Below are 14,889 nucleotides of genomic sequence, written 5' to 3' on the forward strand. Positions count from 1 at the left end.
TTAGTAACAATGAAAAGAACACAACTTGTTGTTTTGCTATTTTTTATCCTTTCCCGAATCGAGGCTCAGCAAACGCTATTCCAACTCAAAAAAACACTTGGTGAAGACTACAATGATTACACTATCAGTCATGTGAGATACCAGGAAGATAATAATCAGGTAACCCTTTATGGCGTCAACTGGGAAAGGGGCTGGCTAAACGAGAAGAAAGAGTCTGAAGGAGGAAAGAAACTTGAATTTATACAAGGTGTGGGGATTCGGGGAGAGGAGGTTTCACAGCCGATTCTTACAGTACTGACTTTGGATGCTCAGGGGACCGTAACAGACAAAGTGGAAAGGCCCATTCATCTATCCGGAGTTTTTGATGAGATACCTGCTGATGCTTCATATGTAATCAATGACTATGAATCCTTGCAGAAATGGATCGATAGTGACGAGACTACTCAACTAACTGACTTACGAACTGAATTTCCTGAAGCGTTTCCTGTTGAAAAGGAAGATTATCAGACAGTAGAACTAGCACCGTCATATGGTGGCAATTTGAAAAAGCAGATAACCGAGCACAAATACAATAGTTGGTCAGGTAATTACAAAGCTGAAAAGCAGGGCTGGCAGACTGTCAGTTTTGAAAAAGCCACTAGCAAAGAATATGGTTCTGAAGAGTATTTCTTTGACAGTGAAAGAGAACAGATTCTCTTTCCATTGAAAGCTCAACTGGGGGATCGATTGAGTCCTTATTTCAATAAACAGATCTATCTAATAGATGCAAACGGAGACGTTTTAAACAGCACGTCAATAGAGCTGGAGCAGCCTAAGGATTTGAAGTTTGTTGGGGGATTTGGAGAGGGCCAAACATTCACCGAAGGTGCTATACTCATCTACGGACGAGCTCAACTAGGCAAGAAGAAAAATGATCAGGACCTGACCAGACACTATGCTGTTTTACTGGATGGGTCCGGTTCGGTGAAGTATCAGACTGAATTTAGTCTGGGAGTGGATAAGCAGTTCATCCAATTCTACACTTCGTTTAGACAGGGTGATCAATTCTATGTGTTTGGCCGCTTACTCGGTAAGGACAACTCTGCACATGTAGTTATCAAATTCGATCAAAATGGTTTTGTAGAGACCACTAAATACAACTATCAGCAAATGGTAGATATGCTCAAGGGAGACTCAGACCCAGCCTTGAGACTATTCATTAGCAGAGGTTTTGCGCCTTATTTGACCACAAGTCTGCCTGATGGCAGTACCTTGATTGCTGGGGAGACCTATGAGGAAGAAAAAGAAACTTTGCCACCCGCCGAAGGTCAAGCTTTTGGGGAAGTAAAAATCCATCGATACCACCTAAGCAGAATCTTTTTGGTTTTTGATCCGACAGGCAAGTGGGTAGGCTATTACTCAAAAAGACGACCGGAAGAAAAATCTGAAAAACCAGCGTCTATGGAGCTTGCATTTGTTTCCGACTCCAGGGTCTACCTACATGATAGTGCCAAGCGCAAAATGTTGGTCCTGGATTTGAGTAAAGAGATGGTTGAGGAGATTGATTCGGTTGAGAAAACCTTCTCAGACAAGGAGGGTCAAGCGGTTTTGGTCAATGACTGGAATGCTACGGAAGAAGGTCGTATAGTTGATGTAAAAGTATTGGCTTATTGAGGTAGTAAGCTACAGCTACATGATGGATGGGATCTGAACTCTCTACATAGTGATTTGGACGAGAGTTACCAAGTCCCGTTCATCTTGTTAAACGAATTTGGATTTAGGTTAAACACCTTGTAGTGATATTTTTTTGAGAAAAACATCGCATCAAATTGATCGATTGCTCACACGACCTACGTACCCATTGATGCGATGTTTATCCCTGTATAGTAGGAGGTTAGGTAATTCACCTAAAGACAGGAAAAGAGGATCTGGTAAATTCGAAGTTCATTAATACCAGCCATTTTTTATGTTTAGTTCACTCAGTAGATTTAAAGATCGAGTAGCAAGTCAAAGAACACAACAAGACTATTTAAAAGATGCCATAGACAAGGCGTGGGCCCACATAGAGTTTGAGCCAGATGGCAAGATTTTAGGTGCCAATACTATTTTTTTGCAAACGATGGGTTATACCAATGAAGAAATCATCGGTAAACATCATCGGATGTTTTGTGACAAGCAGCATGTCCAGTCCAAAGAGTATCAGGATTTTTGGAAAAATCTGGCTGCAGGTCAGTCCCTATCGGATGAATTCCCGCGAGTAGCCAAAGATGGTGCTGTGATTTGGCTCAATGCTTCGTACACGCCTGTGGTCAACATAGAAGGTCAGGTGGTGAAGGTGATTAAGATCGCTTCAAACATTACTGAAATGGTCCGAACAAGAAATCAGGCGACCTGGGTCAAAAATGCAGTAGATACTGGTTGGAGCATGATCGAATTTACTACTGAAGGAGTCATTTTAGGTGCGAACGATAATTTTTTAAACACATTCGGATACGAAGAGCATGAAATTCTTGGCAAACATCACCGGATGTTTTGTGACGTGGACTATGCGCGCAGTGAGGAATATTCAAGTTTTTGGAAAAATCTGGCTGCTGGTCAGGTTTCTACGGACTCCTTCAAAAGATTGACCAAGGCTGGAGATGAAAAATACATTTATGCCTCTTACACCCCAGTAAAAGGTAGAACTGGTGAGGTGGTAAAGGTGATCAAAATAGCATCAGATATTACTGAAGCAGTAAAAAGCCGGCAGAAATTATCTCAGCTGATGGAGCAGGTAAAGCTACTCAGCGGCACAGTGACCCACTCCTCCAAAGACCTCAGCGGTCGTTCCGTGGCTATGAATTCGTCTGTTGCCGAGATGTCTTCTGCTATCGAGCAGATTGCAGAAGGTAGTCAGGATCAACGTCTGCAATTAGAGGAGATTTCACAGTTTCTGATAAACCTTCGCGAAACCTCTACGGATACAGCAGACCGGACACGTGAGATCAAAGAGGCGGCAGAGTCGGGTGTGTCAGAGGCTAAGAATGGGAAAATAAAGCTGCAATCACTCGTAGAAAGCATGCACGGCATTTCGGGCAATAGTGATATTGTCACAGAGTCTATTGCGCAGATGATCCAGAAGTCACACGAGATAGCAGGAACTCTCAGTGTTATTACAGAAATTGCCTCAGAGACTAACATGCTGTCATTAAATGCCGGAATCCAGGCGGCCAGAGCAGGAGCTGCCGGTAAAAGCTTCGCTGTGGTGGCAGAGGAAATCAGGAAGCTAGCAGAAAACTCCAGATTAAGAGTGGATGAAATACGAAAAGTCATTACCGACACGCAATCGGAAGTGAAAAAGGCGGATGAAGCCATTCGGACCATGAGTGTAAGCGTCAAGGCCGGTGAGGAAATATCCCATCAAGCTGAGGAGGCCTTTGAGCGATTGGAAAAAAGCACAACCAATACACTAGAGAAGTCACAGGCCATCGAAGAGTCAGCTGAATTTCAAAACACTTCGATCAACAAGATCGTGGAGGCAGTAGAGCGAATAGTGGTAGTTTCAGAAGAAACGGCCACTGGATCTGAGCAATTAGCTACCTCATCTTCTGATGTGAAAGTGTCTATGGAAGTGGTGGAGCAAACAAGTAGAGATTTGCTGGAGCAAGCTGAAGAGCTGGAGAAACTCATTGAGCAGGAATAACCTATCTGCGTAATAGCAAAGGATCTTGCTTGAGTAGTTCTGCCAGGGTACGGTAGAGCGCATAGTTATGTGTGGAGAATTCTTTGGGGCGCTCGAAGAAATTCTCAACAGCCACTGCGAAGAATTCGGCGTGGTTGGTGGAGGCATATTCTCTAAAAAAGGAAGAGCGACCCGAGCGAATTTCTTCCATCTCCCGGATGGCCAATTCCTGCCATATCTTAATTGGTCCATCTTCCATAAAGCCAAACTCATCGTTCATGATGATGTTTTCCAACTGGAGTGCGTGAGCCATTTCGTGAAGACCCAGGTTGAGGCCTTCATCCTCGGCATATCCTTCCACAAAGTGTTTCCAGGAGATCACGATCACACCCATTGCTGGATTGACCTCTCCCTTGTGATAGCGCTGATCAGCATTACTCCAAAACTGATCAGGATAAACAATGATCCGTTCGAAATGTGCCAGGAACACATCGTCAAATCCAAAGGCTATCTGAACAGCACATGCCGAAATGAGTACCTCCATTTCTGAAGATACTTCAGACATTTGTCTGGGGACAAATTCGGTTAACCTTTGGAAGCGCTTTACCCGGTAGGCAAAAATGCGTTGAGATCGAGGTGGTAATGATCGATAGTAGGCAAAATGCTTTTGCAGCGAATACAACTCGCTTTTCGTAAGCGGAGGACGAATTCCTTCTGACGCCAAATATTGTTGGAAGGTATGTGACCGATAAATCACTACTCCAAAAACTGTGGCTACAATCAGAAGAAACCAAACCACTTACAACTGCTTTAGCAAAGTCTTGATGTTGACCTTTTCGTCCAGGGTTTTGATGAGCTCTGGGATAGAAACGCGTTGCTGCTCCATGCTATCCCGCTCCCGAATCGTCACCGTGTTGTCTTCCAGTGTTTGGTGATCCACAGTCACACAATATGGAGTACCAATGGCATCTTGTCTTCTGTAGCGCTTACCGATTGCATCTTTTGCGTCGTACTGGGCATTGAAGTCTAGCTTGATTTCCTTCATGATCTCTTCCGCTTTTTCAGGTAGCCCATCTTTATTCAGCAAAGGAAGTACAGCTACTTTTACGGGAGCTAGTGCTGGTGGTATTTTGAGTACAGTACGCTCACTTCCGTCTTCCAGTTGCTCCTCTGTATAAGAAGAGGACATCACGGCTAGAAACATTCTGTCCAGTCCGATAGAGGTTTCCAGTACATAAGGTACGTAGCTCTCATTCAGGTCATTGTCAAAGAACTGAAGCTTCTTGCCGGAGTGTTTTTCATGTGCGCTCAGGTCAAAGTCCGTTCGGGAATGAATTCCTTCCAGTTCTTTGAAACCCATCGGGAAATTGAATTCTATATCGCAAGCAGCATTCGCGTAATGAGCCAGGTTGAGGTGATCATGAAAACGGTAATTTTCTTCACCCAATCCAAGGGCTTTGTGCCATTTGATGCGCTTTTCTTTCCAGGTTTCGTACCATTCCATTTCTGTGCCCGGTTTGATAAAGAATTGCATCTCCATTTGTTCGAATTCTCGCATACGGAAGATGAACTGACGTGCGATGATCTCATTACGGAATGCCTTACCAATCTGGGCGATACCAAATGGGAGACGCATACGGCTGGTTTTTTGCACATTCAGGTAATTCACAAAAATTCCCTGAGCAGTTTCTGGCCGCAAGTAGATTTTTCCTGATTCATCCGCCACAGAACCTAATTCGGTGCTGAACATCAGGTTGAACTGACGCACATCAGTCCAGTTTCTGGAGCCAGATACCGGATCTGCTATGTCCAGGTCTACGATCAGTTGCTTCAAAGCTGCCAGGTCGCCTGCTTCTATAGCAGTTTTCATCCGGTTTTCAATCTCCTCGATCTGCCCCTGATATTTAAGCACCCGATCGTTGGTGGAAACAAACTGCTCTTTATCGAAAGAATCTCCAAACCGCTTTTCTGCTTTGGTGACCTCCTTATCGATCTTGCCTTGAACTTTGGCGATGGCATCTTCAATCAATACGTCTGCGCGGTAACGCTTCTTAGAGTCTTTATTGTCAATCAATGGATCATTGAAAGCATCTACGTGTCCTGATGCTTTCCAGGTAGTCGGGTGCATGAAGATCGCCGCGTCGATTCCCACAATGTTTTCATTGAGACGAACCATTGCTTTCCACCAGTATTCTTTGATATTGTTTTTCAACTCAGAGCCATAGGGACCGTAATCGTAGGTTGCTCCCAGACCATCGTAAATCTCACTGGAAGGATAGATAAAACCGTACTCCTTGCAATGTGAGGCTATATTTTTAAGTGTGATATTGTCGCCAGAATTTGCCATAGCCGCAAAGATAAAATTTTGAGCATCTTTTGACCATTTTTTTAATTGATGAGTTTCGAACCATGAATGATTCTCAGAATTATTTATAACTCATCTGTGTAAATTCTGTAAACATCTGTATTTGCCAAATATGACTTCTCGTAAATCCTCGTTTTTGAACTCTGGGACAATTCTGCCAGATCTTGGAAAATCATGCAATCTATCTATTGCTTCGAACACATTGTTGCCAAACTCTTGTACATATCTTACTGAATCTTGTGCGATGTAGTCTGTAATGGAGTCAAGATCATCCCATGCGGACTCTGCAAATCTTATTTCGACCATTTGGACTTGAATAAGTCTTTCGCTTGTTGTAGAGGCATCGATTTCCCCTCTTCCACATCATTTAACCCCTTCTCCACCTTATCAATGAAAAGCAGTTTGTCGATTAATTCTTCTGGTAGAAAACTCATTTGGAAGTTGATTCAATGTTTCTATTACCTGACCCTTTTTCATACTTTCAAATTTAGTCAAATCAATTATCAAACTTTAACTGCACTTCATTCAGGCTTTTGATGGAGCCAACCACCGTGACGATATCCTTCAGCCTCAGCCGTGTGTACCCATGAGTGATAATACTCTGCCCACCACGAATAATAGATAGAATGATCACATCGCCGGGTAGACGTAAATCTCGTAGCGTAAGTCCATGGATATCCGGGTTGAGAATTTCGATATCTCGAGAATCCTGACCTTTTTCCATGCCCAGCAAGAGAGAAGTAGCCTGCGGTGATCTCACGAAGTGATCCAGTAAACTCACCATCGCAGTGGAAGGATCTACCACCTTGGCATCCAGTGCCAGAAATTTGTCATAATTGAACCGGTGATTGAGCCTGACTATCACATCACGTGTGCCGAAGTGATGATAAGCGGTCTCACAGATGAGTAAATTTTCTTCATCCGAGAGCATGGTGACTATAGCTTCCGTCTTATCGGCATGCATCGAGTCAAACTCCTCTTTGCTGAAATCTTTGATTCCATAGGTCATTTTGATACCTTTTGGTTCGTCGATACTGCCCTCAGGCAGCTTGGTAGCAATTTGTACTTCCCATCCATTTTCTATTAGCTGCTTCGCTAGGGCTACCGATTGGCTCTCAAAACCAAAAATGATGGCATCTCTGATTCCGTCAAATTCAGGAGTTTGGGCTTTGCTCCGATCTTCACCCAACTTATAAATGGCCCATTTGAATAACGGGGGTCCAATGAATTGATTGAGCACAATGACGGCAATGATCACTGTGGCAAATTCATCGCCCCAGCTTGGAAACTCATCAGCGATCACAGTTGCTAATCCAAGACCTACACCAGCCTGGGTGACATAAGGCATCCATCCCAGATGATTTTGTTTCATCGGGTCACCAGCCATGATTCCGCCAGCATAGGCACCTATAATCATCGTGATGATCCGAATGGCAAAAAGAATCAACGCCACGCCGATGACCGAACCGATGACATTGACTGCTAATGTCGCACCTGTTAGGGTGAAAAAGGCTATGTATATGGGAGTGCCGGTTTTTTCCAGAATGTTCAGAAACTCTGGTCGGTATTTTGTGTAATTGGTGACATAAAAGCTCGCCAGAATCGACATCAGCAAAGGCTCCAAGTGGAGGCTGTGAGCAAAGGCGATCAGCGTTATTTCCTTTAGCGCATGGGACAACAGGTAGCTGCTAAAGCCTACAAACAAAACCAATACAGTCTTGCCTGGACGAATGATCTTGAAAGAGAGCACCAACTTGAGCAACTGACCAAAAAAGAAGATCCCCAAAAGGAAAGACAAGATCAGCTCTACAATAATGATCACTATACTTATCGCATTGAACTCATCACCACTGATCATGGATTCACCCAGCGCCAGGCAAATAGAGAACAGGATAATCACCAAAAAATCCTTAACCACAGTCACTCCCATCACGGTCTGAACAAACGGCCCCTTCGCTCGGAGTTCGTTGATCACAGCAATAGCAGATGCTGGTGAGCGAGCTACGAATATGGCAGCTGTAATAGTAGAAATGCTAATTTTAGCTGGCGTGCTCATCTCCGCCATGTAGGGAATGTAGCTTGCACAGAAGTATACGGCTATAGATCCGAATACAAAGGTGATGACCAGCTGTCCAAACGTGTTCCATTTGATGCTCTTGAACCGACTTCTCAACTCCCGTAGATATAGCTCGGCACCTGCAGCAAAAGCTATAAAGGCCAGGGCTATTTCATTGATGAACTGAAGGTGGTCTTTCGCTGATGCAGGAATTAGTCCAATCAGGTGAGGGCCAGAAATAATTCCTGTAAAGATCAATCCAGTGATCAGTGGTAATCGTATTTTCTGAAACGACTTGGCGATTTGATTGGATGCCAGGGCTATAATCAGAAATCCCGCCAGCAAGCCAATGAGTTCTTTGTATGTAGATAGAAATGTTACCAAGCTGACTGTTTTAGCTGAAATAGTTGGTTTTAACAACAGGCATTTTAATTGCCCGTTATCTTAATGAATCCAAAAATTAAACTGTTTTGTGAAATGAGGCACTAGGTTTTTGATCTAATCTTAAGAATTAACTACTAAAAACCTCTAGAGAAACTCTTTTGAATCTATGAAAATAACCAATAAGTACATGAAATATGTGGCTGGTCTAGTAGTTGTTTTACTTCTTAGCTGCAATACCGTGGCATCTAACTCCGAAGGGGGTAAGCCAGTCTCTCATGAGATCTTTGATTCTTTGCTGAAGAAATATGTGAATGAGCAGGGGTTTGTAGACTATAAGGGCTTCCAGGCTGAGCGGTCAAAACTACAGCAATACCTCGATTTACTTCAGAGTACCTCCCCGGGATCTGACTGGTCACGTGAAGAAGAAATCGCCTATTGGATCAATGTCTACAATGCGTTTACCATCGAACTGATTCTGAAACACTATCCGCTTGAAAGTATCAAGGATATCGGTAGCACCATTCAAATACCATTTGTAAACACTCCATGGGATATCAAGTTCATCGAAATCGGTGGAGAGGCCTATGATCTCAACAACGTAGAGCACGGCATCTTGAGGAAAAAATGGACAGAACCACGTATTCACTTTGCAGTAAACTGTGCGTCTTATTCTTGTCCGGTGCTCAGAGGCGAGGCTTATACGGCTGACAAGTTAGAATCCCAGCTAGATGATCAGGCCAAAAGATTTATCAACACAGATATAAGAAACGACATCACTAAAAAAGAAGCCAGACTCTCCAAAATTTTTGATTGGTATGGTGGTGATTTCAAAAAAGTAATGCCCATCAAAGACTTCATCAATCAATATGCCGACGTGCAAATGACTGAGCAAACGGAGATTTCTTACAAAGAGTACATCTGGACTCTAAACGAACAATAGTCATAAGGAGGGGAACAAACATCAAGTGTAGGAAATCAGTTAACCAAATGTACTTCAAGCAATAACGTACATCTGACGGATAATCATGTCAGTGGAAATAAGGCAAACGATGGGCTTTGACTCCCGTTAGATTGTTAGTTTTGTAGAACAACATTACCCCAAATACAAATGATTGAAACAATGACTGAGAGTCCGCAGACATCACAGCGGGCGGAGAATCAGCGGATGATCGCTGATATGATCCGGGAGTTCGGTAAGCATGAGATCGAACCACACAAGATGGATTGGGATGAATCCCAGGAATTCCCCGTTCATGTATTCAAAAAATTAGGAGAGCTTGGATTGATGGGCGTTTTAGTCCCCCAAGAGTACGGTGGATCTGGATTCGGTTACCACGAATACGTTACAGCCATTATCGAGTTGGCTAGAATGGATGGCTCCATAGGACTGTCCATGGCAGCACATAATAGTTTATGCACCGGGCACATCCTCCAGCATGCTAATGAGTCCCAAAAAGCGAAGTACTTACCCAAACTAGCCACTGCGGAGTGGATCGGAGCCTGGGGATTGACTGAGCCCAATACCGGATCAGACGCTGGCAACATGAAAACCACGGCAGTAAAAGAAGGCAATGAATGGGTGATCAATGGTGCAAAGAACTTCATTACCCATGGTATTTCAGGAGATGTAGCCGTAGTAATCGCTCGTACGGGAGAGCCCGGAAAATCACGTAATGCCTCAGCATTTATTGTAGAGCGTAGCACTCCTGGTTTTTCTGGAGGCAGAAAAGAAAATAAATTGGGAATGCGCTGCTCGGAAACCGGAGAAATGATCTTCGACAACTGTCGAATTCCAGAAGAAAACCTGATTGGAGAAGTAGGTGACGGTTTTGTGCAGTCTTTAAAAGTTCTGGATGGCGGACGTATTTCCATTGCGGCTTTAGGTTGTGGTATTGCGCAGGGAGCATTCGATGTGGCCGTGCAGTATTCCAAAGAGCGCGAACAGTTTGGTAAACCAATTAGTTCTTTCCAGGGTATTTCGTTTAAACTGGCCGATATGGCTACTAAGCTGGAAGCAGCGAAATTGCTGACCTATCAAGCTGCGGATTTAAAAATGCAGGGTAAGCCCATGACCAAAGAGTCTGCCATGGCGAAGTATTATTCTTCTGAGATTGCAGTGGAGCTGAGTAATGAGGCGGTACAGATTTTTGGTGGATATGGCTATACTAAAGACTATCCGGCGGAGAAATATTACCGAGATGCCAAACTGTGTACCATTGGTGAAGGCACTTCAGAGATTCAAAAATTGGTGATTTCCCGAGAAGTATTGAAATAAATGTTTGGGAGGAACAAATTTTCCATTAATTTTGCAGGCTCAAATACGAAATAACATGATTGTAGTAAACGTAAAAGAAAACGAGTCAATCGATAAGGCGCTCAAAAGATTCAAAAAGAAATTCGAGAAAACCGGAGTTCTTAGAGAATTGAGAGGCAGAACTTATTTCACTAAGCCATCTGTAAAGAGAAGAACTGAAGTGATCAAGGCTGCCTATCGTCAGCACATGCAAGAGCAGGAAAATAAGTAATCCCAACTCTAGGGAATTATCATATGAAATTAGTAAGTTAGTATTTACCCTGTTCAGGGTAGATGCTGACTTATGATTGACTCCTTCCTAAAATACCTTCGATACGAAAAGCGATATAGTGAGCACACGCTCACCGCGTACGAAAAGGATTTAGAGCAATTCACTCATTTTTTAGCAGACACTTTTGAAATGGAGGACACCCATGAGGTGAAACATCCCCATTTGAGAAGTTGGATCGTGGAGCTGATGGAAGCTGGTATAGCTCCAGGTAGCATCAATAGAAAGATTGCTACGCTCAAATCGTATTACAAATTTCTTCTTGGCAGAGAGTATATCAGCACCAACCCCACAGGTAGGCTAAAACCACTTAAATCGGAAAAGCGATTGCCATCGTTTGTTCGCGAGAACGAAATGGTCACCCTTTTGGATCAGGTGCAGTTTAGCGAAGACTTTTATGGTCAGAGAGATCGCCTGATTCTGGAGCTCCTTTATGCCACCGGCATGCGACTTTCAGAATTAATCAATCTTAAAGATCTGGATATCAACGAATACCAGAGTTCCATCAAAGTTTTAGGAAAAAGAAATAAAGAAAGGCTTATACCAACGTCCGATTTTCTCGTTAAACTACTTAGAAGTTATCGGGAAATGCGGGCCGAAACATTCGGCAAAACGGAGTTCCTACTGGTAACAGATAATGGTGATAAGTTATACCCAATGATGGTCTACAGAACAGTTAAGAAATACCTCGAGCAAGTCACTACCATCAGTAAAAAAAGCCCTCACGTATTGAGGCACACATTTGCAACTCACTTATTGAACAAAGGTGCGGAGTTAAACGCAGTGAAGGATCTGCTTGGTCATACGAGCCTGGCAGCTACCCAGGTTTACACGCACAATTCTATGGAGAAGCTGAAGTCGGTTTTCGATCAGGCCCATCCAAAAGCATAAATGGTTAAACCTTTAAATTAAAAGAATCATGAAATTACAAATGCATTCTATCCACTTCGACGCTGACCACAAGCTGGTCGATTTTATCCAAAGAAAAGCTGATAAGCTAGATACCTTCTATGATAGAATTATCGACGGAGAAGTTTTCATGAGACTAGAAAAGGATGATGATAGAGAGAACAAACTTCTGGAGATCAAACTCAACATTCCAGGAGGACAACTTTTTGCAAAGGAGAAATCCAAGTCTTTTGAGGCTGCAGCAGATGAAGCCGTGGAGTCTTTAAGAAGACAACTAAAAAAGCACAAAGAAAAGCTTTATGCACATAATTAATATAAGCACTACTTGTCAAAGGAAACCCTGATTAGCCCAGCTAATCAGGGTTTTTTTGCGGTTTCACGTGATTGGGAAACCAAAAATCGACCAAAATCAACCGGTTATCTAATAACCAGCAAAATTAGTAAATTATTCCTCACTTTTGTTCCAGATACTATTGGTTAGGGTATCAGCGGTGACTAGATGGTATAATCAACCATCAACCTATGGCCGTCTCTGAGGCGAGAGACGGCTTTTTTAATGTCTTGAGGTAAATTTAGATATGTCTAAAAATTAAATAAGATTTGTATAATAAATAATTCCGTCTAATTTTGATGTTAAGTTTAACTAAGCATCAATATGTTGATTTTGAGGGGTGTGTTGTTTTTTTTGGTCGTTATCAGCTTCTTGCCGGTGATTGCGCAGGTTAGTGGTGTGATCTACCATAAAGGAGAATCAATTCCTGGAGCCACCATTCAAATCATAGATTCTGATATAGGAACAGTCTCGGGTATCGATGGCAAATTCGAAATTGAGCGACTCCCGCGGACACCGGCCACATTACTCATTAGATCCGTCGGTTTTAAGCAAAAGCGACTGGAAGTAACGAATGGAGCGTTTTATGAGGTATCACTTGAGTCAAGTGAATTGGGTTTGGATGCAGTGGTGGTTACAGGCACCATGACACCCACGATGATCACCGCCTCTCCGGTGAAGGTAGAGGTGATTAGCTCAGAACATCTCAATACCTATCTTCCTGCTGCTGCTTCGAGTATTATGGAAGGGGTCAAATTGATCAACGGTGTGCAGGAGGTAGTGGCATGCGGAGTTTGCTTTACCAACAGTATCAGTATCAATGGATTGCCGGGCCCATATACAGCTGTTTTGATTGATGGTAGCCCCATGTTTGGCAACCTCGCTTCTGTGTATGGATTGAATGGCATTCCAAATCAGGTGATTGATCGCTTTGAAGTAATCAAAGGACCGAACTCGACACTTTACGGATCAGAGGCCATGGCAGGTGTTATTAATATCATTACTAAAGATCCGGCCAACCAACCTAAATTTTCTATCGACCTCATGGGCACTACTCATCTGGAAAGCTTTGGAAATATTGGAGTGTCCTCGTCAGGGAATAAATGGGAAGGGTTTACAGGTTTGAATTATGCCATCATCGGTGATTTCGATGATGAAAATGAAGATGGATTTAGTGATTTGGCCAATCTGGATCGATACTCTTTGTTTTCCAAATGGAGCATGGAGCGTGCGAATGGCAAGCAATTGACTGTCGCTGGAAAGTTGTATTATGAAGACCGACGAAATGGAGTGGAGAAGTATTTGCAAGACAGAAACTATCGGAACCTCCGAGGAAGTGATTCTATTTATGGAGAAAGTATCTACACCTACAGGGCAGAACTATTCGGTACCTACGAGTTACCAACCTCCGAAAACCTAAAAATGGATTATTCAGCCAGCCACCACATTCAGGATAGCTATTATGGAGCAGATCATTATGAGGCAGAGCAAACCATTGCTTACACCAACCTGGTGTGGAACAAGCAGCTGGTTAATCACACCTTAGTTGGTGGATTGACCAATCGATTTCAACTGTATGACGATAACACAGTGGCTACAGAGATTGAGTCCAGTGGACTAATCAATAATAATCCAGACAATCAGTGGATACCAGGTGTTTTTGTTCAAGATGAAATGGAATTAAACGAATGGTTCAGCTTGCTGGCAGGACTCCGATTAGACCATTATTCTTCCCATGGGTTCATTCCATCACCTCGACTTTCCACGAAAATGAAGTTAGGTGACTGGACCACTTTGAGAAGTAATTTTGGTACTGGTTTTCGGGTGGTTAATCTGTTTACGGAGGACCATGCATTTGTAACTGGCCAGCGCGAAGTTCAGATCACTGAGCAGCTGAAACCAGAGCGATCTGTTAACGGGTCATTAAATCTGAATCATGTTTTTACGATTGGCAACAGTCAGGGCATGCTGGATGTAGATGCGTACTATTCGTATTTCTACAATAAAATTATCCCAGACTATGAGCAGCCAGCTTTTATCATTTACGACAATTCTTCAGGTTATGCTGTCTCTAAAGGACTGGGGTTTAATTGGAATCAGGAGTTCGCTTTTCCCTTGTCGTACTCCATTGGTGGAAATCTTCAAAGAGTGACAGAAACCGAAGAAGGCATCACTAGAAATGTAGAGTTTGCGGCCAATTGGAGTGGGGTCATCACTGCTAATTACAATTGGAAGCAACCGAAAATGACTATCGGCTATACCTTACGAGTCACTGGGCCGATGGCACTACCCGAAGTGTATGACCTGAATGAAGCAGGAGAGCCTATCAGCTCACCACGGCCAATTCAATCAGAACCTTTTGCCTTTCAGAATATTCAATTGACGAAACAGTTTTCGAATCAGCTGAGTGTCTATGCCGGGGTGCAGAACCTGTTTAATTATGTTCAGAATGAGTCACCACTGGTTGGGTTCAACGACCCCAATAACCCCATTGGTTTCAGCCCTTATTTCGACACCTCATATGCTTATTCACCGATCCATGGCAGAGAGTTTTACCTGGGCGTGAAATGGCAGATTGATTGATTTGGATCGAAATCAAATCTCAAGTTGTCAAGATTTTGA

The 14,889-nt window shown here is 43.2% G+C and carries 13 protein-coding genes; 8 read left to right on the forward strand and 5 right to left on the reverse strand.

What is annotated here, in order from left to right:
- Positions 1 to 9 precede the first annotated feature (9 nt).
- Both ACO067_RS13410 and ACO067_RS13415 read left to right on the forward strand, forming a co-directional pair.
- On the forward strand, positions 10 to 1,653 hold the full coding sequence (locus ACO067_RS13410) for a hypothetical protein (RefSeq protein ID WP_421874861.1): 1,644 nt from the start codon (positions 10 to 12) through the stop codon (positions 1,651 to 1,653).
- A 292-nt stretch (positions 1,654 to 1,945) separates the two neighbouring features.
- The gene (locus ACO067_RS13415; protein WP_421874862.1) at positions 1,946 to 3,661 is read left to right on the forward strand and encodes a methyl-accepting chemotaxis protein; all 1,716 of its coding nucleotides are present in this window, start codon (positions 1,946 to 1,948) and stop codon (positions 3,659 to 3,661) included.
- A gap of 1 nt (position 3,662) precedes the next feature.
- Here the strand turns inward: ACO067_RS13415 and ACO067_RS13420 are convergent, their stop codons facing one another.
- From ACO067_RS13420 to ACO067_RS13440, 5 genes are all read right to left on the reverse strand, one after another.
- A complete protein-coding gene (locus ACO067_RS13420) occupies positions 3,663 to 4,439 on the reverse strand; it encodes a zinc-dependent peptidase (RefSeq protein WP_421874863.1) in 777 nt (258 codons plus the stop codon).
- Entirely contained in the window at positions 4,440 to 5,987 is a 1,548-nt protein-coding gene (locus ACO067_RS13425; protein ID WP_421874864.1) for a glycine--tRNA ligase, read from the reverse strand.
- Positions 5,988 to 6,077: 90 nt separating this feature from the next.
- The gene (locus tag ACO067_RS13430) at positions 6,078 to 6,311 is read right to left on the reverse strand and encodes a type II toxin-antitoxin system RelE/ParE family toxin (protein ID WP_421874866.1); all 234 of its coding nucleotides are present in this window, start codon (positions 6,309 to 6,311) and stop codon (positions 6,078 to 6,080) included.
- The gene (locus ACO067_RS13435; RefSeq protein WP_421874867.1) at positions 6,299 to 6,439 is read right to left on the reverse strand and encodes a hypothetical protein; all 141 of its coding nucleotides are present in this window, start codon (positions 6,437 to 6,439) and stop codon (positions 6,299 to 6,301) included. The genes ACO067_RS13430 and ACO067_RS13435 overlap by 13 nt, the downstream gene beginning before the upstream one ends.
- 62 nt (positions 6,440 to 6,501) lie before the next feature.
- Positions 6,502 to 8,445 (reverse strand): cation:proton antiporter, encoded by a 1,944-nt coding sequence (locus ACO067_RS13440; RefSeq protein WP_421874868.1) that lies wholly within the window; start codon positions 8,443 to 8,445, stop codon positions 6,502 to 6,504.
- Positions 8,446 to 8,611: 166 nt separating this feature from the next.
- Between ACO067_RS13440 and ACO067_RS13445 the strand changes: the two genes are divergently transcribed.
- The 6 genes from ACO067_RS13445 to ACO067_RS13470 all read left to right on the forward strand — a co-directional run bounded on the left by ACO067_RS13445 (position 8,612) and on the right by ACO067_RS13470 (position 14,850).
- Positions 8,612 to 9,385: a DUF547 domain-containing protein gene (locus ACO067_RS13445; RefSeq protein WP_421874869.1), complete on the forward strand. Its 774-nt coding sequence runs from the start codon at positions 8,612 to 8,614 to the stop codon at positions 9,383 to 9,385.
- Between the two features lie 168 nt (positions 9,386 to 9,553).
- A complete protein-coding gene (locus tag ACO067_RS13450; RefSeq protein ID WP_421874870.1) occupies positions 9,554 to 10,720 on the forward strand; it encodes an acyl-CoA dehydrogenase family protein in 1,167 nt (388 codons plus the stop codon).
- Between the two features lie 55 nt (positions 10,721 to 10,775).
- On the forward strand, positions 10,776 to 10,970 hold the full coding sequence (rpsU, locus tag ACO067_RS13455; RefSeq protein ID WP_421874871.1) for a 30S ribosomal protein S21: 195 nt from the start codon (positions 10,776 to 10,778) through the stop codon (positions 10,968 to 10,970).
- Between the two features lie 72 nt (positions 10,971 to 11,042).
- Positions 11,043 to 11,918 carry a tyrosine-type recombinase/integrase gene (locus tag ACO067_RS13460; RefSeq protein ID WP_421874872.1) on the forward strand — a complete coding sequence of 292 codons (876 nt, stop codon included), beginning with the start codon at positions 11,043 to 11,045 and terminating at the stop codon, positions 11,916 to 11,918.
- Positions 11,919 to 11,946: 28 nt separating this feature from the next.
- Positions 11,947 to 12,249, forward strand: coding sequence for a ribosome hibernation-promoting factor, HPF/YfiA family (gene hpf / locus ACO067_RS13465; RefSeq protein ID WP_421874873.1), 303 nt, complete (start codon positions 11,947 to 11,949; stop codon positions 12,247 to 12,249).
- A 342-nt stretch (positions 12,250 to 12,591) separates the two neighbouring features.
- Positions 12,592 to 14,850: a TonB-dependent receptor gene (locus ACO067_RS13470; RefSeq protein WP_421874874.1), complete on the forward strand. Its 2,259-nt coding sequence runs from the start codon at positions 12,592 to 12,594 to the stop codon at positions 14,848 to 14,850.
- The last annotated feature ends 39 nt before the right edge of the window (positions 14,851 to 14,889 follow it).

Origin of the sequence: Marinoscillum sp. (genome assembly GCF_965229915.1) — a bacterium.
In the GTDB taxonomy this organism is placed as follows: domain Bacteria; phylum Bacteroidota; class Bacteroidia; order Cytophagales; family Cyclobacteriaceae; genus Marinoscillum.